14 protein-coding genes are annotated in these 19,191 nt (G+C 56.2%); 10 read left to right on the forward strand and 4 right to left on the reverse strand.

Annotated elements, in window-relative coordinates; all coding sequences use genetic code 11:
* The first annotated feature begins 297 nt into the window (after positions 1-297).
* The 4 genes from metA to aceK all read left to right on the forward strand — a co-directional run bounded on the left by metA (position 298) and on the right by aceK (position 6,225).
* Complete coding sequence (gene metA, locus IM282_RS21495) at positions 298-1,227, forward strand: homoserine O-succinyltransferase (protein ID WP_192970812.1); 930 nt, start codon at positions 298-300, stop codon at positions 1,225-1,227.
* Between the two features lie 270 nt (positions 1,228-1,497).
* The gene (gene aceB, locus IM282_RS21500; RefSeq protein WP_063854421.1) at positions 1,498-3,099 is read left to right on the forward strand and encodes a malate synthase A; all 1,602 of its coding nucleotides are present in this window, start codon (positions 1,498-1,500) and stop codon (positions 3,097-3,099) included.
* A gap of 31 nt (positions 3,100-3,130) precedes the next feature.
* The gene (gene aceA, locus IM282_RS21505; RefSeq protein ID WP_045309064.1) at positions 3,131-4,435 is read left to right on the forward strand and encodes an isocitrate lyase; all 1,305 of its coding nucleotides are present in this window, start codon (positions 3,131-3,133) and stop codon (positions 4,433-4,435) included.
* Positions 4,436-4,485: 50 nt separating this feature from the next.
* On the forward strand, positions 4,486-6,225 hold the full coding sequence (aceK, locus tag IM282_RS21510) for a bifunctional isocitrate dehydrogenase kinase/phosphatase (protein ID WP_192970813.1): 1,740 nt from the start codon (positions 4,486-4,488) through the stop codon (positions 6,223-6,225).
* 68 nt (positions 6,226-6,293) lie between these two features.
* Here aceK and iclR read toward each other — a convergent pair whose 3' ends face one another.
* Positions 6,294-7,121, reverse strand: a complete 828-nt coding sequence (gene iclR, locus IM282_RS21515) for a glyoxylate bypass operon transcriptional repressor IclR (protein WP_022646720.1) — start codon at positions 7,119-7,121, stop codon at positions 6,294-6,296.
* A 193-nt stretch (positions 7,122-7,314) separates the two neighbouring features.
* On the opposite strand from iclR, the gene metH reads away from it, so the two are divergent.
* From metH to rluF, 5 genes are all read left to right on the forward strand, one after another.
* Entirely contained in the window at positions 7,315-10,998 is a 3,684-nt protein-coding gene (metH, locus tag IM282_RS21520) for a methionine synthase (RefSeq protein ID WP_058646368.1), read from the forward strand.
* A 116-nt stretch (positions 10,999-11,114) separates the two neighbouring features.
* Positions 11,115-12,746: a Na/Pi cotransporter family protein gene (locus tag IM282_RS21525; protein WP_022646722.1), complete on the forward strand. Its 1,632-nt coding sequence runs from the start codon at positions 11,115-11,117 to the stop codon at positions 12,744-12,746.
* Between the two features lie 93 nt (positions 12,747-12,839).
* The gene (locus IM282_RS21530; RefSeq protein ID WP_045309060.1) at positions 12,840-13,133 is read left to right on the forward strand and encodes a type II toxin-antitoxin system CcdA family antitoxin; all 294 of its coding nucleotides are present in this window, start codon (positions 12,840-12,842) and stop codon (positions 13,131-13,133) included.
* Complete coding sequence (locus IM282_RS21535; protein ID WP_022646724.1) at positions 13,133-13,306, forward strand: CcdB family protein; 174 nt, start codon at positions 13,133-13,135, stop codon at positions 13,304-13,306. The genes IM282_RS21530 and IM282_RS21535 overlap by 1 nt, the downstream gene beginning before the upstream one ends.
* A gap of 54 nt (positions 13,307-13,360) precedes the next feature.
* The gene (gene rluF, locus IM282_RS21540; RefSeq protein WP_022646725.1) at positions 13,361-14,233 is read left to right on the forward strand and encodes a 23S rRNA pseudouridine(2604) synthase RluF; all 873 of its coding nucleotides are present in this window, start codon (positions 13,361-13,363) and stop codon (positions 14,231-14,233) included.
* On the opposite strand, the gene IM282_RS21545 is transcribed toward rluF, so the two are convergent.
* The 3 genes from IM282_RS21545 to lysC all read right to left on the reverse strand — a co-directional run bounded on the left by IM282_RS21545 (position 14,234) and on the right by lysC (position 16,944).
* Positions 14,234-14,506, reverse strand: a complete 273-nt coding sequence (locus IM282_RS21545) for a DUF3811 domain-containing protein (RefSeq protein WP_017382612.1) — start codon at positions 14,504-14,506, stop codon at positions 14,234-14,236.
* A gap of 50 nt (positions 14,507-14,556) precedes the next feature.
* Entirely contained in the window at positions 14,557-15,501 is a 945-nt protein-coding gene (gene panS, locus IM282_RS21550) for a ketopantoate/pantoate/pantothenate transporter PanS (protein WP_023295757.1), read from the reverse strand.
* 93 nt (positions 15,502-15,594) lie between these two features.
* The gene (lysC, locus tag IM282_RS21555) at positions 15,595-16,944 is read right to left on the reverse strand and encodes a lysine-sensitive aspartokinase 3 (protein ID WP_022646727.1); all 1,350 of its coding nucleotides are present in this window, start codon (positions 16,942-16,944) and stop codon (positions 15,595-15,597) included.
* Positions 16,945-17,318: 374 nt separating this feature from the next.
* Between lysC and pgi the strand changes: the two genes are divergently transcribed.
* Positions 17,319-18,968, forward strand: coding sequence for a glucose-6-phosphate isomerase (gene pgi / locus IM282_RS21560; protein ID WP_022646728.1), 1,650 nt, complete (start codon positions 17,319-17,321; stop codon positions 18,966-18,968).
* Positions 18,969-19,191 lie beyond the last annotated feature (223 nt).

Genomic DNA, 19,191 nt, shown 5'->3' on the forward strand with positions numbered 1-19,191 from the left:
TGCCGAACTCAGAAGTGAAACGCCGTAGCGCCGATGGTAGTGTGGGGTCTCCCCATGTGAGAGTAGGGAACTGCCAGGCATCAATCAGGAAGAACCCCGTACCGGAAGGTGCGGGGTTTTTTGCTTTGTGCGTTCTGAAAAGTCGGGTGGTGGCCCCACCTTACCCGCCCTACATGCTTTCCCTCCTTGAAACTTTCTCACCTTTCGCTTGCAGACTCGACATTAAGCCCGTTTCTCGGTATCGTTAGCTGTCTGGATGTCTAAACGTTTATACGTATGCTGTGAGGATTTAAGGTTATGCCGATTCGGGTGCAGGACGAGCTACCAGCCGTCAATTTCTTGCGTGAAGAGAATGTCTTCGTCATGACGGCTTCGCGTGCGACAGGTCAGGAAATTCGCCCGCTGAAGGTGCTTATTCTCAATCTGATGCCAAAAAAGATCGAAACGGAGAACCAGTTCCTGCGTTTGCTCTCCAACTCTCCGCTTCAGGTTGATATCCAGCTGCTGCGCATTGACGCCCGTGAGTCACGCAACACGCCTGCTGAGCATCTGAATAACTTCTACTGTAATTTTGAAGATATTCGCGATGAGAATTTCGATGGACTGATCGTCACCGGCGCACCGCTGGGTCTGGTGGAATTTAATGACGTTGCCTACTGGCCACAGATCAGGCAGGTGCTGGAGTGGGCAAAAGATCACGTCACGTCCACCTTGTTTGTCTGTTGGGCGGTACAGGCCGCGCTGAATATCCTCTATGGCATTCCCAAGCAAACCCGCAGCGACAAACTTTCTGGCGTATACGAACACCACATTCTTCACCCGCATGCGCTGCTGACGCGTGGTTTCGATGACACTTTCCTGGCTCCGCATTCTCGCTACGCCGATTTTCCGGCACAGCTGATCCGCGATTATACCGACCTGGAAATCCTGGCCGAAACGGAAGAAGGCGATGCCTACCTGTTCGCCAGTAAAGACAAACGCATCGCGTTCGTTACCGGCCATCCTGAGTACGATCCGCATACCCTCGCGTCAGAGTATTTTCGTGACGTTGAAGCGGGTCTGAATCCGGATGTCCCGTACAACTATTTCCCGAAAAACGATCCGCAAAACACGCCTCGGGCAACCTGGCGTAGTCACGGAAATCTGCTGTTCACTAACTGGCTCAACTATTACGTCTACCAGATTACGCCGTACGATCTGCGCCACATGAATCCGACGCTGGAGTAATCGTCTGCATTAAACGATCCTAAAGCGTTTCAGCTATTCAGATCAGGCACCTTAGGGTGCCTTTTTTATTTCCGAAAACCAACTCAACATCGTGAAAAACTTTAATCCCATATAAATCATACAGTTGTGATTGGATATGAATTAAAATGGAAATTGTTTTTGATTTTGGAAAAATTATAGATAGTCTTAATTCTGCTGAGCGAAAACTAAACAACGATCTTTCGCTCGCATCGGGGGCGTGATTTTGGATCTTTGATGAGGAGCAGAACGATGACTCAACAGGCAACAACGGTCGATGGACTGACCTTTACCCAGCCGAATGGCGAGCAAGAACAGCAAGTTTTGACGGCAGAAGCGGTAGAGTTTCTGACTGAACTGGTGACTCGCTTTACGCCACAGCGTAATAAACTGCTGGCGGCACGCATTCATCAACAGCAGGAGATCGATAACGGCAAGTTGCCAGGGTTTATTTCGGAAACCGCTTCCATTCGTCATGGTGAATGGAAAATTCGCGGAATCCCTGAAGATTTACAGGATCGTCGCGTAGAGATCACCGGCCCGGTAGAGCGCAAAATGGTGATTAACGCCATGAATGCCAACGTCAAAGTATTTATGGCGGACTTCGAAGATTCCCTCGCGCCGGACTGGCAGAAAGTTATCGACGGGCAGATCAACCTGCGCGACGCCGTCAACGGCACCATCAGCTATACCAACGAAGCCGGTAAAATTTACCAGCTCAAACCGAATCCGGCGGTGCTGATCTGCCGCGTACGCGGTCTGCATTTGCCTGAAAAACACGTCACCTGGCGCGGAGAAGCCATTCCGGGCAGCCTGTTCGACTTTGCGCTGTACTTCTTCCACAACCATAAGAACCTGCTGGCGAAAGGCAGCGGCCCCTATTTCTATCTGCCGAAAACCCAGTCCTGGCAGGAAGCGGCGTGGTGGAGTGAAGTCTTCAGCTACGCAGAAGACCGCTTCAGCCTGCCGCGCGGCACCATTAAGGCCACGCTGCTGATTGAAACCCTGCCAGCCGTATTCCAGATGCATGAGATCCTCCATGCGCTGCGTGACCATATTGTGGGCCTGAACTGCGGCCGCTGGGATTACATCTTCAGCTACATCAAAACCCTGAAAAACCATGCCGACCGGGTATTGCCGGATCGTCAGGTTGTCACCATGGATAAACCCTTCCTCAGCGCCTACTCGCGCCTGCTGATTAAGACCTGCCACAAACGCGGCGCCTTTGCGATGGGCGGTATGGCGGCCTTTATCCCGAGCAAAGATGCTGAGCGTAACAACCAGGTGCTCAACAAGGTGAAAGCCGATAAAGAGCTGGAAGCCCGTAACGGCCACGACGGGACGTGGATTGCCCACCCCGGTCTGGCCGACACGGCGATGGAGGTCTTCAACCGCGTACTCGGCGACAACAAAAACCAGCTGTTTGTAACCCGTGAAGACGATGCGCCAATCGCAGAAGAACAGTTGCTCGCGCCGTGTGCGGGCGAGCGTACGGAAGAGGGCATGCGCGCCAATATTCGCGTCGCCGTGCAGTACATCGAGGCATGGATCTCCGGCAACGGCTGCGTGCCGATCTACGGTCTGATGGAAGATGCCGCCACGGCGGAAATTTCACGTACCTCCATCTGGCAGTGGATCCATCATCAAAAAACGCTCAGCAACGGCAAACCGGTCACCAAAGCCCTGTTCCGTCAGATGCTGGCCGAAGAGATGCGGGTCATCCAGGACGAATTGGGCGAGCACCGCTTCAGCAGCGGGCGTTTTAATGACGCTGCGCGCCTGATGGAGCAAATCACCACCTCTGATGACTTAATCGACTTCCTGACCCTGCCGGGCTACCGCTTCCTGGCGTAATTCACCACATAACAATATGGAGCATCTGCACATGAAAACCCGTACCCAACAGATCGAAGAGTTACAAAAAGAGTGGACCCAACCGCGCTGGGAAGGTATTCGCCGTCCGTACAGCGCAGAGGAAGTGGTGAAGTTACGCGGCTCGGTTAACCCGGAGTGTACGCTGGCGCAGAACGGCGCGGCGAAAATGTGGGATCTGCTGCACGGGGGGTCTAAAAAAGGTTATATCAACAGCCTCGGCGCACTGACTGGCGGTCAGGCATTGCAGCAGGCGAAGGCCGGCATTGAAGCTATCTATCTTTCCGGCTGGCAGGTCGCGGCGGATGCTAACCTGGCCTCCAGCATGTATCCGGATCAATCTCTTTATCCGGCGAACTCGGTGCCGTCAGTGGTAGATCGGATCAACAATACCTTCCGCCGTGCGGATCAGATCCAGTGGGCGGCGGGCATTGAGCCCCACGATCCGCGCTTTACTGATTATTTCCTGCCGATCGTCGCCGATGCGGAAGCCGGTTTCGGCGGCGTGTTGAACGCCTTTGAGCTGATGAAATCGATGATTGAGGCCGGTGCAGCGGCCGTACACTTTGAAGATCAGCTGGCGTCGGTGAAGAAGTGTGGGCATATGGGCGGGAAAGTGCTGGTGCCAACTCAGGAAGCGATCCAGAAGCTGGTTGCCGCGCGTCTGGCTGCTGACGTGCTCGGCGTGCCGACGCTGGTCATTGCCCGTACCGATGCGGACGCGGCGGACCTGATCACCTCTGACTGCGACCCGTACGACAGCGAATTCATCACCGGCGAACGCACCAGCGAAGGGTTCTATCGCACGCATGCCGGTATTGAACAGGCGATCAGCCGCGGCCTGGCGTATGCCCCTTACGCCGACCTGGTCTGGTGTGAAACATCCACGCCGGATCTGGCGCTGGCGAAGCGCTTTGCCGATGCGATTCATGCGAGATATCCGGGCAAGCTGCTGGCCTATAACTGTTCGCCGTCCTTCAACTGGCAAAAAAATCTGGACGACACGACCATCGCCAGCTTCCAGCAGCAGCTGTCGGATATGGGCTACAAGTACCAGTTCATCACCCTGGCGGGTATCCACAGCATGTGGTTCAACATGTTCGACCTGGCGCATGCCTACGCACAGGGCGAAGGCATGAAGCACTATGTTGAGAAGGTACAGCAGCCAGAATTTGCGGCGGGCAAAGAGGGTTACACCTTCGTTTCGCACCAGCAGGAGGTGGGAACCGGCTATTTCGATAATGTGACCACGATTATTCAGGGCGGGACTTCCTCCGTCACGGCATTAACGGGCTCAACGGAAGAAGCACAGTTCTGATCTTTCCCCCTCTCCCCCCCCGGGGAGAGGGTTGGGGTGAGGGGGAATATATGTCGCGTGGTCTGGAATTACTGATTGCCCAAACTATTTTGCAGGGCTTCGATGCCCAGTATGGCCGCTTTCTGGAAGTCACCTCCGGCGCGCAACAGCGTTTCGAGCACGCCGACTGGCATGCGGTTCAGCAGGCCATGAAGCAGCGTATCCATCTTTATGATCACCACGTAGGTCTGGTGGTGGAACAACTGCGCTGTATTACCGACGGTAAAAGCCCGGATGCGGAATTTTTACTGCGCGTGAAAGAGCACTACACCCATCTGTTACCCGACTACCCGCGCTTCGAGATTGCGGAGAGCTTTTTTAACTCCGTCTATTGCCGGTTATTTGACCACCGCTCATTATCTCCTGAGCGGTTATTTATCTTCAGCTCCCAGCCGGAGCGCCGCTTCCGTACCATTCCGCGTCCGCTGGCGAAAGATTTCTTTCCCGATCGCGGTTGGGAAAAGCTCCTGCACCGCGTCTTAACGGATTTGCCGCTGCGCCTGCCGTGGGAGAATAAACCCCGGGATATCGGCTATATCCACGCGTATCTCAGTGAAACCTTCGGCGAGGCGGTGCTCAGCCGCAGCCATTTGCAGGTTGCCAACGAGCTTTTCTACCGCAATAAGGCCGCCTGGCTGGTGGGTAAACTGGTTACGCCGACAGCCATCGTGCCGTTTCTGCTGCCCATTCACCGTACCGACGACGGCGAACTGTTTGTCGATACCTGCCTGACTACCAGCGCTGAGGCGAGTATCGTATTTGGCTTCGCCCGCTCCTATTTCATGGTCTACGCCCCGCTGCCCGCCGCCCTGGTGGAGTGGCTGCGCGAGATCCTGCCGGGCAAAACCACCGCCGAGCTGTATATGGCGATTGGCTGTCAGAAGCATGCCAAAACGGAGAGTTATCGGGAATACCTGCGTTATGTCACCACGGCTGATGAGCAGTTTATCGAAGCGCCGGGTATCCGCGGCATGGTGATGCTGGTCTTCACGCTGTCGGGCTTTGATCGGGTGTTTAAGGTGATTAAAGATAAATTCGCCCCGCAGAAAGAGATGACCGCAGCCCACGTCCGTGCCTGCTATCAGCTGGTAAAAGAGCACGATCGCGTCGGGCGAATGGCCGATACCCAGGAGTTTGAAAACTTTGTGCTGGATAAGCAGCAGATCGATCCGGCGCTAATGACGCTGCTCATGCAGGAAGCGCCGACGAAAATTACCGATCTTGGCGATAAGATTGCGATCAGCCATCTCTACATTGAGCGCCGTATGGTGCCGCTAAATATCTGGCTGGAACAGTCAGAGGGCCAGGCTTTACGTGATGCCATCGAAGAGTACGGCAACGCCATCCGCCAGCTCGCCGCTGCCAATATTTTCCCCGGGGATATGCTGTTTAAAAACTTCGGCGTCACCCGTCACGGGCGGGTGGTGTTCTACGATTACGATGAAATTTGCTACATGACCGAGGTGAACTTCCGCGATATCCCGCCGCCGCGCTACCCGGAAGATGAACTGTCCAGCGAGCCTTGGTACAGCGTCTCGCCGGGCGATGTGTTTCCGGAGGAGTTTCGCCACTGGCTGTGTGCGGACCCACGCATCGGGCCGTTATTTGAAGAGATGCATGCCGATCTGTTCCGCGCCAGCTACTGGCGCGGGCTGCAAGCGCGGATCAAAAACGGGCACGTGGAAGATGTCTACGCTTACCGCCGCAAGCAGCGGTTTTGCATCCGCTTTTCTCCCTCTCCCGCAGGGTAAGGGCATCATGTTTTCTCCCTCTCCCTGTGGGAGAGGGCCGGGGTGAGGGCACCAGACCGCCCTCAATCCTAGCGAATCCCACCATACGCCAGCGTCACCTCTTTTGCGGCCTTAATCACCAGCGCACCCAGCTCGGTGACGCGGTCGTCGGTCATACGTGAAATCGGCCCGGAGATGGAGATGGCGGCAAACGGCTCGCGGTGTTCGTCGAAAATACAGGACGCGAGGCAGCGCAGCCCGAGGGCATGTTCTTCGTCATCAAACGAATAGCCGCGCTTGCGGGTCAGAGCCAGATCTTCTTTCAGATGCACCGGCGACACCAGGGTGGCGTGGGTGTAGGCGTGCAGACCTTTACGGTGCAGCAGACCCGTCACCTGCTCTTCGCTAAGCTGCGAGAGAAACGCTTTCCCTGCGCCAGAGGCATGCATCGGCAGCTTGCCGCCAATCGGTGCGGACATGCGCATCAGCTGCGTACACTGCACCTGGTCGATGATAATCGCCTGATGATCGCTCTGATCCAGCACGGCCAGGTTTACCGTCTCGCCGGACTCCTCCATCAGCTTGCGCAGAATCGGGTGGACAATCGCCAGCAGGTTGCGGCTTTGCAGGAAGCTGCTGCCGACGATAAAGGCATGCGCGCCAACCGCCCAGTGACCCAGCTCGCCCACCTGACGTACGAAGCCCAGCTGCTGCATGGTGGTTAACAGGCGGTGAGTGGTGGAGTTCGGCAGTCCCGCCTGCTGCGCCAGCTCCGTCAGGGCCACGCTACCATGCGATTCGGCTATCCATTCCAGCAGCTTCAGGCCGCGCGTCAGGGATTGAACCTGTCCGCCAGGTTGTGCAGCGGTGGTTGCAGCAGGTTTTCTGCCGCGTTTAGCGGGAACGGTCGTAACCATGACGAACTCCTTTTTCTGTATCGTGGAAATCATTTTCGTTTTATTTGGTGGTTTTGCAACCGCTTTCCTGACTGATCGGAGGAGTGATTGTGAACATGTCTCATGTTACCGCTGTGTGACTTTTCGACCCTTAGAGATTATGCCAGTATGGAACGCAGCCTTTTGGCCATGTTGAACGTTGTCGGGAGCAAGTGTGAGCAGCAAAGTAGAGCAACTGCGTGCGCAGTTAAATGAACGAATTCTGGTGCTGGACGGCGGCATGGGCACCATGATCCAGGGCTATCGTCTGAGTGAAGACGATTTCCGCGGCGAGCGCTTTGCCGACTGGCCTTGTGACCTGAAAGGAAACAATGACCTGCTGGTGTTGAGCAAACCCTCTGTCATCAGGGATATCCACAACGCCTACTTCGAAGCGGGTGCGGATATTGTAGAAACCAACACCTTCAACTCGACAACCATCGCCATGGCGGATTACCAGATGGAATCCCTGTCGGCGGAGATCAACTTTGAAGCGGCGAAACTCGCCCGCGCCTGCGCCGACGAGTGGACGGCCCGCACGCCGGACAAGCCGCGCTATGTTGCTGGGGTGCTGGGTCCGACCAACCGCACCGCGTCGATTTCTCCGGACGTGAACGATCCAGCCTTCCGCAATATCACCTTTGACCAACTGGTGGCCGCGTATCGTGAGTCCACTAAAGCGCTGGTGGAAGGCGGTTCCGACCTGATCCTGATTGAAACCGTATTCGACACCCTCAACGCCAAAGCCGCAATTTACGCGGTGAAAGAGGAGTTCGAGGCGCTGGGCGTTGACCTGCCGATCATGATTTCCGGCACCATCACCGATGCCTCGGGGCGCACGCTTTCCGGCCAGACAACCGAAGCGTTTTATAACTCTCTGCGCCATGCCGAAGCGCTCTCCTTCGGCCTGAACTGCGCGCTGGGGCCGGACGAGCTGCGCCAGTACGTGCAGGAGCTTTCGCGCATCGCAGAGTGCTACGTCACCGCCCACCCGAACGCCGGTCTGCCGAACGCGTTCGGTGAGTACGATCTGGATGCCGACACCATGGCGGCGCAAATCCGCGAGTGGGCCGAATCTGGCTTCCTCAACATCGTCGGCGGCTGCTGCGGCACCACGCCGGAGCATATCGCCGCCATGAGCCGCGCCGTCGCCGGGCTTCCACCGCGCAAGCTACCCGAGCTTCCGGTAGCCTGCCGTCTGTCCGGCCTTGAGCCGTTGACCATCGGCGACGACAGCCTGTTTGTGAACGTGGGTGAACGTACCAATGTGACCGGTTCCGCTAAATTCAAGCGCCTGATCAAAGAAGAGAAGTACAGCGAAGCGCTGGACGTTGCCCGCCAGCAGGTGGAGAGCGGCGCGCAGATTATCGATATCAACATGGACGAGGGGATGCTCGACGCCGAAGCGGCGATGGTGCGTTTCCTCAACCTGATTGCCGGTGAGCCGGATATCGCCCGCGTGCCGATCATGATTGACTCTTCCAAATGGGACGTCATCGAAAAGGGGCTGAAGTGCATTCAGGGCAAAGGCATCGTTAACTCCATCTCAATGAAAGAGGGCGTCGATACCTTTATCCACCACGCGAAGCTGGTGCGTCGCTACGGGGCCGCCGTGGTGGTGATGGCCTTCGATGAAGTGGGCCAGGCCGATACCCGCGAGCGCAAGATTGAGATTTGCCGCCGGGCGTACAAAATTTTGATCGAAGAGGTGGGCTTCCCGCCGGAAGACATTATTTTCGATCCGAACATCTTTGCTGTCGCAACCGGCATTGAAGAGCACAACAACTACGCCCAGGACTTTATCGGCGCGTGTGAAGACATCAAACGCGAGCTACCGCATGCGCTAATTTCCGGCGGCGTGTCGAACGTCTCGTTCTCGTTCCGCGGCAACGACCCGGTGCGTGAGGCCATCCACGCCGTGTTCCTCTACTATGCCATCCGCAACGGGATGGACATGGGGATCGTTAACGCCGGACAGCTGGCGATTTACGACGACCTGCCCGCAGAACTACGCGACGCAGTAGAAGATGTGATCCTCAACCGTCGCGACGACGCCACCGAACGCATGCTGGATCTGGCGGAAAAATACCGCGGCAGTAAAGCTGACGAATCAGCCAACGTTCAGCAGGCCGAATGGCGTTCCTGGGATGTGAGAAAGCGTCTGGAATACTCGCTGGTAAAAGGCATTACTGAGTTCATTGAGCAGGATACCGAGGAAGCGCGTCAGCAGGCAGCCCGTCCGATTGAAGTGATCGAAGGGCCGCTGATGGACGGCATGAACGTGGTCGGCGATCTGTTCGGCGAGGGCAAAATGTTCCTGCCGCAGGTGGTGAAATCCGCCCGCGTCATGAAGCAGGCCGTGGCTTATCTTGAGCCGTTTATCGAAGCCAGCAAAGAGAAGGGCTCCAGTAACGGTAAGATGGTCATTGCCACCGTGAAGGGCGACGTGCACGACATTGGCAAAAACATTGTCGGCGTGGTACTGCAATGCAATAACTACGAAATTATCGATCTTGGCGTGATGGTCCCGGCGGATAAAATCCTCAGGACCGCTCGCGAAGTGAATGCGGATCTGATTGGTCTTTCCGGGCTGATTACGCCGTCGCTGGACGAAATGGTCAACGTGGCAAAAGAGATGGAGCGCCAGGGCTTCACTATTCCGCTGCTGATTGGCGGGGCAACCACCTCGAAAGCCCACACCGCAGTGAAAATCGAGCAGAACTACAGTGGGCCGACGGTGTATGTCCAAAACGCCTCGCGCACCGTGGGCGTGGTCTCCGCGCTGCTGTCTGACACCCAGCGCGATGACTTTGTCGCCCGCACCCGCAAAGAGTATGAAACCGTCCGCATTCAGCATGGACGTAAGAAACCGCGCACGCCGCCGGTTTCGCTTCAGGCGGCACGCGATAACGATCTGGCGTTCGACTGGTCCAGCTATACGCCGCCGGTCGCGCACCGTCTGGGCGTGCAGGACGTGACGGCCAGCATCGAAACGCTGCGTAACTACATCGACTGGACGCCGTTCTTCATGACCTGGTCGCTGGCGGGCAAATATCCGCGCATTCTTGAAGATGAGGTAGTAGGCGAAGAGGCGAAACGCCTGTTTAAAGATGCCAACGATATGCTCGACAGACTGAGCGCAGAGAAAGCCCTCAACCCGCGCGGCGTGGTGGGGCTGTTCCCGGCGAACCGCGTGGGCGACGACATAGAAATCTACCGCGATGAAACCCGCACCCATGTGCTGGCCGTGAGCCACCATCTGCGCCAGCAAACCGAGAAAGTGGGCTTTGCCAACTACTGCCTGGCGGATTTCGTCGCGCCGAAACTCTCCGGTAAAGCCGACTATATCGGTGCCTTTGCGGTGACCGGCGGTCTGGAAGAAGACGCGCTGGCGGGCGCGTACGACGCACAGCACGATGATTACAACAAAATCATGGTGAAAGCGATTGCCGATCGCCTGGCGGAAGCCTTTGCCGAGTATCTGCATGAGCGCGTACGTAAGGTGCACTGGGGCTACGCGGCGAATGAGAATCTCAGCAACGAGGAGCTGATCCGCGAAAACTACCAGGGCATTCGTCCGGCGCCGGGGTATCCGGCCTGCCCGGAACACACCGAGAAGGGCACTATCTGGAAACTGCTCGACGTGGAAGCGCATACCGGCATGAAACTTACCGAGTCGTTCGCCATGTGGCCGGGCGCGTCCGTTTCCGGCTGGTATTTCAGCCACCCGGACAGCAAGTATTTCGCCGTGGCACAGCTTCAGCGGGATCAGATTGAAGACTACGCCCTGCGAAAAGGCATGAGCGTGTCTGAGGTGGAACGCTGGCTGGCGCCGAATTTAGGCTACGACGCAGACTAACGTCACTTTTCCTTACAACAAACAGGGCACCGCTATGGTGCCTTGTCTCTTTCTTACGTTTAAACCCTTATACTGAACCTAAGGAAAATGAATAACGATAAGGAGGAAAACCCACTGTGTTGACGTTGTTACACCTGCTCTCCGCAGTCGCACTGCTGGTATGGGGCACCCATATCGTTCGTACCGGCGTGATGCGCGTGTTTGGCGCACGTTTACGTACCGTTCTCAGCGGCAGCGTTGAGAAGAAGCCGCTCGCCTTCTGTGCGGGTATTGGCGTCACGGCGCTGGTGCAAAGCAGCAACGCCACCACCATGCTCGTCACCTCGTTCGTGGCGCAGGATCTGGTGGCGCTCGCCCCGGCGCTGGTGATTGTCCTGGGCGCCGACGTCGGTACCGCGCTGATGGCACGTATCCTGACCTTCGATCTCTCCTGGCTGTCGCCGCTGCTGATTTTTATTGGCGTCATTTTCTTCCTCGGTCGTAAGCAAAGCCGTGCCGGGCAGCTTGGCCGCGTCGGTATTGGCCTCGGGCTGATCCTGCTGGCGCTGGAGCTGATTGTGCAGGCAGTTACGCCGATTACCCAGGCCAACGGTGTGCAGGTCATTTTCGCCTCGTTAACCGGCGATATTATGCTGGATGCGCTGATCGGCGCGGTGTTTGCCATTGTCAGCTACTCCAGCCTGGCGGCCGTGTTGCTGACGGCCACGCTAACCGCTGCGGGCGCGATCTCTTTCCCGGTGGCGCTATGCCTGGTCATCGGTGCGAATCTTGGCTCTGGCCTGCTGGCGATGCTTAACAACAGCGCAGCCAATGCTGCCGCCCGCCGGGTGGCGCTGGGGAGTTTGCTCTTCAAGCTGGTGGGTAGCCTGATCATTCTGCCGTTTGTGCACCCGCTGGCGAACCTGATGGACAACCTCTCTCTGCCGAAAGCGGAGCTGGTGATCTACTTTCACGTCTTCTACAACCTGGTGCGCTGTCTGGCGATGGTGCCGTTTGCCGCGCCGATGGCCCGCTTCTGCGAGCGGCTTATTCGTGATGAACCGGAGCTGGACGCGCGCCTTAAACCGAAGCATCTGGACACCTCGGTGCTGGACACGCCCGCGCTGGCTATCGCCAATGCCGCCCGCGAAACGCTGCGCATGGGTGACGCGATGGAAACCATGCTGGAAGGGTTGCAAAAGGTGATGCACGGCGAGCCGCGCGAAGAAAAAGAGCTGCGCAGGCTGGCGGACGATATCAACGTGCTGTATACCGCCATCAAGCTCTATCTGGCGCGGATCCCGCAGGACGAGCTGGCGGAAGAGGAGTCGCGCCGCTGGGCGGAAATCATTGAGATGTCGCTTAACCTGGAGCAGGCTTCGGATATTGTCGAGCGTATGGGCAGTGAAATCGCAGACAAATCCCTGGCCGCACGTCGGGCGTTTTCTGTCGAAGGGCTGAAGGAGCTGGAAGCGCTCCACGAACAGCTGGTCAGCAACCTGAAGCTGGCGATGTCGGTCTTCTTCTCCAGCGACGTGCCGAGCGCGCGCCGCCTGCGCCGCAACAAGCACCGTTTCCGCATCCTCAACCGGCGCTACTCGCACGCCCACGTTGAGCGTCTGCACCAGCAGAACGTGCAGAGTATCGAAACCAGCTCGCTCCACCTGGGGCTGCTGGGCGATATGAAACGTCTCAACTCGTTGTTCTGTGCGGTGGCATACAGCGTGATGGAGCAGCCGGATGAAGACGATGAGCGGGATGAGTATTAATCTCTGAAAGCGCCTCGCAAAACGGTTTTGTGAGGCGTGACTCCCCATAAAGCAATTTATTCTTCAACCCTTACATTTTTAAGGGAATAGGAAGTGCTCATTTATTACGCTACACTTCGCCAGTTCATGCGCATTCCAATGGGGGTTCTCATGCGCGGTGCTAATAGTATTAAAAAATCAGTGAATGTTTCCCTGTCGCCGGACATCCTTGAAGAGGCGCGAAGGCTTAAACTTAACCTTTCTGCCGTGCTAACGGCGGCTTTGCAGGAGCTATTTCGTGAACATCGGCGCGCAGAGTGGCTTGAAGAAAATAAAGCTTCTATTGACGCCATTAACCAGTGGGTTGATGAAAACGGCTCCTTTAGTGACTTTCAGAGGTCGTTCTGATGAAGCATGTACTGGTCGCTCCCGCCGTTGAGGTCGCGGGAAAACCCTGCGTGGTGATGATGCACATGATGGCAGGCATATCGCTAAAAGAGTTAGGTGAACGCGTTGCCGATCTTACTAACAGCAGTGCTTCATTGCGGGATGCACTCGATTTTCTGATCAGCGGTTACTAGGACTTTTTTGTCAGGCGCAAGGTAAGGTATATTTCGCCCTTCACAGGAGAAACTATGCTGCCAACTCAATCAACCCGATTAAACAAATACATTAGCGAGAGCGGGATCTGCTCACGTCGCGAGGCTGACCGTTACATTGAACAGGGTAACGTGTTTCTTAACGGCAAACGCGCCACCATTGGCGATCAGGTGGTACCTGGCGATGTGGTGAAAGTGAATGGTCAGGTCATCGAACCGCGTGATGCCGAAGACCTGGTGTTTATCGCGTTGAACAAACCGGTTGGGATTGTCAGCACCACGGAAGATGGCGAGCGGGACAACATTGTTGATTTCGTGAACCACAGCAGCCGCATTTTCCCGATTGGCCGTCTGGATAAAGACTCTCAGGGGCTGATTTTCCTCACCAACCACGGCGATCTGGTCAACAAAATTCTGCGTGCCGGTAACGACCACGAGAAAGAGTACATCGTGACGGTGAACAAGCCGGTGACGGACGAGTTTATCCGCGGAATGGGCGCTGGCGTGCCGATTCTGGGCACCGTGACGAAGAAGTGTAAAGTCAAAAAAGAAGCACCGTTCGCGTTCCGCATCACGCTGGTTCAGGGCCTGAACCGCCAGATCCGCCGCATGTGCGAGTACTTCGGTTATGAAGTGACGAAGCTGGAACGCACGCGCATCATGAACGTCAGCCTGTCTGGCATCCCGCTGGGCGAGTGGCGTGACTTAACGGATGATGAGCTGATCGAGCTGTTCAAACTTATCGAGAACTCCTCGTCCGAAGCGAAGCCGAAAGCTAAAGCCAAACCGAAAACGCAGGCAATTAAGCGTCCGGTGGTGAAGGCACCGCAGGCGGAAGAGAAAGGGCGAGGCAAGCCGGGCAACGGAAAACGCTTTACCCAGCCGGGGCGCAAAAAGAAAGGGCGCTGATTAGCGCCTTCCACGGGTTGATGTGCTGGCGGACCAGGAAAAAGTCGCCTCTGCGTCGGGTTTATACGCCTGCTCTTTTTTCAGCTTGCGGGCTTTTTTCGCCGCGGCATCACGCTGCGCCATCAGCTTATCGATGTACTCTTTTTTAACCTGATTGGTTTCGGCGTTCGTCAGCGTGCGGCCATGCGCGATGCGGGCGCGGTCGAGAAGCGTTTTAAGTTCGCGCTGCTCGGCTTCGGTCATGTCTTTCTGGGTCAAACGTGGTGTAGCCATTGCTGAAGCCTCCTGATGGGGAGGCTTCAGTGTAAAGCAAGCCGGCTCAATTAACCCTGTTTCACCGCATCTTTTTTCGGTTGGTCATCAATCGGCTTACCGGACCAGTACCCTGCTAACAGCGAACCGGACAGGTTGTGCCAGACGGAGAACAGCGCTCCCGGTAGCGCCGCCAGCGGTGAGAAGTAAATTTTACCCAGCGCCGCCGCCAGGCCAGAGTTCTGCATCCCCACTTCGATCGCCAGCGTGCGGCAGGTGGATTCGTCGAAACCAAACAGCTTTCCACCCCAGTATCCGCCCAGCAGACCAATGGTGTTATGCAGCACAACCGCGACGATCACTACAAAGCCCACCGAAGCAATGTGCGATGCGGAACCGGCTACCACGGCGCTGATAATGGCAAGTATGCAGACCATCGAAAACGCGGGCAGATACGGCTCAACCGCTTTCACCACCCGCGGGAAGAGATGGTGGATCACCAGTCCCAGCGCAATCGGGATCACCACGATTTGCAGAATGCTGAGCAGCATGCCCATCACATCCACCTGGATATGCGCGTCCACGTACAGGCGGGTTAACAGCGGCGTGGCAATCACGCCCACCAGCGTGGAAACGGAAGAGATAGTGACGGAGAGCGCCACGTCGCCTTTCGCCAGATAGATCATGACGTTAGATGCCGTGCCGCTGGCGACGCTCCCCACCAGCACCATCCCGGCGGAAAGGTCGGGCGGCATCTTAAAGGCCATCGCCAGCAGCCAGGCCGCGAGCGGCATCACCAGGTAGTGCAGGAAAATCCCTGCGGCAACCGGTGCCGGGCGAGACAGCACGCGTTTGAAATCGTCAATTTTTAGATGCACGCCCATGCCGAACATAATCAGCATCAGTAGCGTGGTGACCCACGGACCAATGCCCGTGAACGTGGTGGGAGTGTAATACGCGAGTACGGAGAGCAGCAGCGCCCATAACGGGAACAGCCGGGTGATAGCGGAGAGCATAGTGAATTCCTTGCAGTATTGTCGTGTTGTTTTGTTATAAAAAAGCCGGGTCTGTGCCCGGCTTATGGATAATGTTTATCGTGCTAACGAATTTTATTCAAACAAATTCTGATGAAGTTTCTGCACAACCTGCTCGGCCTGATCGGCAGGGACCAGGAAGCAGAGGTTGTAGCTGGAGGCGCCGTAGCAAATCATGCGGATGCTGAACGGGTCGAGCACGCCGAACACCTCTTTGCCCACGCCGCACGCGCGCGACAGCTTATTACCGATGATGGCAACCAGCGCCAGATCTTCTTCCACCTCCACGCGGCACAGCTCGGAAAGCTCAATAAGCAGCGACTGCGTCAGCAGGGTGTCGCCGGTAGAGGTGGAGCCGGTGGTGTCGAGCGTCAGCGCAATGCTGACTTCTGACGTGGTGATCAGGTCCACGGAGATATTGTGGCGCGCCAGGATGCCAAACACTTCCGCCAGGAATCCGCGGGAGTGCAGCATATTATGGCTGTGCAGGGTAACCAGCGTCTGCTTACGACGCAGGGCCAGCGCGCGGAACAGCGGCGGGTTCTCGGTTTTCTTGCAGACCAGCGTCCCGCCCGCCTTTGGATCTTTACTGGAGCCAACGAAGACCGGAATGTCGCTGCGCACGGCGGGCAGCAGCGTGGCCGGATGCAGCACTTTCGCGCCGAAGGTGGCCATTTCAGCCGCTTCTTCAAAGGCGATCACGTCAATGCGTTTTGCCGCAGAGACCACGCGCGGGTCGGTGGTGTAAATGCCCGGCACGTCCGTCCAGATATCCACGCGGGTGGCATGCAGGGCTTCACCCAGCAGGGCGGCGGTATAGTCGCTGCCGCCACGGCCCAGCGTGGTTGTGCGCCCTTTGGCTTCGCTGCCGATAAAGCCCTGGGTGATCACTATGCCTTCATCCAGACGCGGGGCAAGCTGCTGGTTAGTGAGCTCTGCCAAAGCTTCAACGTCCGGCTCGGCGCGGCCAAAGCGGTCGCTGGTGCGCATTACTTTACGCACGTCGAACCACTGCGCCTGAATATTGCGCTCGCGCATGATCTCAACGAACAGCAGGGTGGACATCAGTTCGCCGTGGCTGACCAGTTCGTCGGTTAGGGCGGTAGAGGTTGCCAGTGAAGCGGCTTCTGCCAGGGTAGTGATATTTTCCAGCAGGCGTTCCACTTCCTCACGAATGACGTTCGGGTTTTGCAGACGCTCAAGGATGTCGAACTGAATTTTGCGCAGTGCATCCAGCTTCACGAAACGCTCGGTCGCTTCCAGTCCTTCAGACAAAGAAACCAGCAGGTTCGTCACGCCGGCTGAGGCGGAGAGCACCACCAGGCGGGTATTCGGATCGGCCAGCACCACATCGGCGCTGCGGTTCATGGCAGCGTAGTCTGCCACACTGGTGCCGCCAAACTTGGCGACCACAAAACTCGTCATAACAACCTCGTGTCAGGGAATGAATAGAGCGACCTTGGCACAAGAATGAAGCGAGAACAGGTGCAGGCGCAAAATACGGCCCTATAAATAAAATGCGGGGGAGGTCCTGTCAATGCTGGGATTATGCGGATTTTTCATGGGGGGGTACCCCTCAGAAACAGGACTTATAACAGGCCCATATTTTATGCTCCTTTTTACCCCTTTTTGACCAACATTTCGCCACGCCGGAAGGGCGCGACAGCAGCTATACTTTTCGGGTCTTTTCACCTGCGTTTGATGCAGACCAGGGCAATGGCATAAAAACCATCACAATTTTTATTTGCAGGCGCTACAATCGACCGCAGTCACAATTCTCAAATCAGAAGAGTATTGCTATGAAAAACATCAACCCAACGCAGACCGCTGCATGGCAGGCACTACAGAAACATTTTGATGAAATGAAAGACGTCACTATCGCGGATCTGTTCGCGAAAGATGCCGATCGTTTCAGCAAGTTTTCCGCCACCTTCGATGACCTGATGCTGGTGGATTTCTCCAAGAACCGTATCACCGAAGAGACGCTGGCGAAGCTGCAAGATCTGGCGAAAGAGACTGAGCTGGCAGATGCCATCAAATCCATGTTCTCCGGTGAGAAGATCAACCGCACCGAAGACCGTGCCGTGCTGCACGTGGCGCTGCGCAACCGTAGCAATACTCCAATTATCGTTGACGGCAAAGATGTGATGCCGGAAGTGAACGCGGTGCTGGAAAAGATGAAAACCTTCTCTGAAGCGATCATCTCAGGTCAGTGGAAAGGCTACACCGGGAAAGCGATCACCGACGTCGTAAACATCGGTATCGGCGGCTCTGACCTCGGCCCGTTTATGGTGACCGAGGCGCTGCGCCCGTACAAAAACCATCTCAACATGCACTTCGTGTCCAACGTCGATGGGACTCACATCGCTGAAGTGCTGAAAAAGGTGAACCCGGAAACCACGCTGTTCCTGGTGGCGTCTAAAACCTTCACCACTCAGGAAACCATGACCAACGCCCACAGCGCGCGCGACTGGTTCCTGAAAACCGCGGGCGACGAAAAGCACGTGGCGAAACACTTCGCGGCGCTGTCCACCAACGGTAAAGCGGTGGGTGAGTTCGGTATTGATACTGCGAACATGTTTGAATTCTGGGACTGGGTGGGTGGCCGCTACTCACTGTGGTCTGCGATCGGTCTGTCCATCATCCTGTCCGTCGGCTTCGACAACTTCGTTGAGCTGCTCTCCGGCGCGCACGCGATGGACAAACACTTCTCCACCACCGCGCCTGAGAAAAACCTGCCGGTGCTGCTGGCGCTGATCGGGATCTGGTACAACAACTTCTTCGGCGCTGAAACCGAAGCGATTCTGCCGTACGACCAGTATATGCATCGCTTTGCGGCCTACTTCCAGCAGGGCAACATGGAATCCAACGGCAAGTACGTTGACCGTAACGGTAACGCGGTGGATTATCAGACTGGCCCAATCATCTGGGGCGAGCCGGGCACCAACGGTCAGCACGCGTTCTACCAGCTGATCCATCAGGGCACCAAAATGGTACCGTGCGATTTCATCGCCCCGGCGATTACGCACAACCCGCTTTCCGACCACCATCCGAAGCTGCTGTCTAACTTCTTCGCCCAGACCGAAGCGCTGGCGTTCGGTAAATCCCGCGAGGTGGTTGAGCAGGAGTACCGTGACCAGGGTAAAGATCCGGCAACCCTGGAACACGTTGTGCCGTTCAAAGTGTTCGAAGGCAACCGTCCAACTAACTCCATTCTGCTGCGTGAAATTACGCCGTTCAGCCTGGGCGCGCTGATTGCCCTCTACGAGCACAAGATCTTCACTCAGGGCGCTATTCTGAACATCTTCACCTTTGACCAGTGGGGCGTTGAGCTGGGCAAACAGCTGGCAAACCGCATTCTGCCAGAGCTGGGTGACGATAAAGCAATCGACAGCCACGACAGCTCCACCAATGGTCTGATTAACCGTTATAAAGCATGGCGTGCGTAATAAATATGTCATGAACAATGCCGGCGATATGCCGGCATTTTTTTATCGGATAATTCCTGATGTCTGTTAGTTATCTCAAATTCTGAATCTGAGTTTAATCCGAAAAACACGGTTACCCCGTTAATTGCTGAGGGTTATTTTAAGAAAATACGGAGTGATACTTTAATGGGTTTATATTATAACTGTTTGATAATGAATGGTTATCTATTTCAATAATTATTTT

The sequence above is a fragment of the Enterobacter cloacae complex sp. P29RS genome, from assembly GCF_014893445.1.
Lineage (GTDB): Bacteria > Pseudomonadota > Gammaproteobacteria > Enterobacterales > Enterobacteriaceae > Enterobacter > Enterobacter intestinihominis.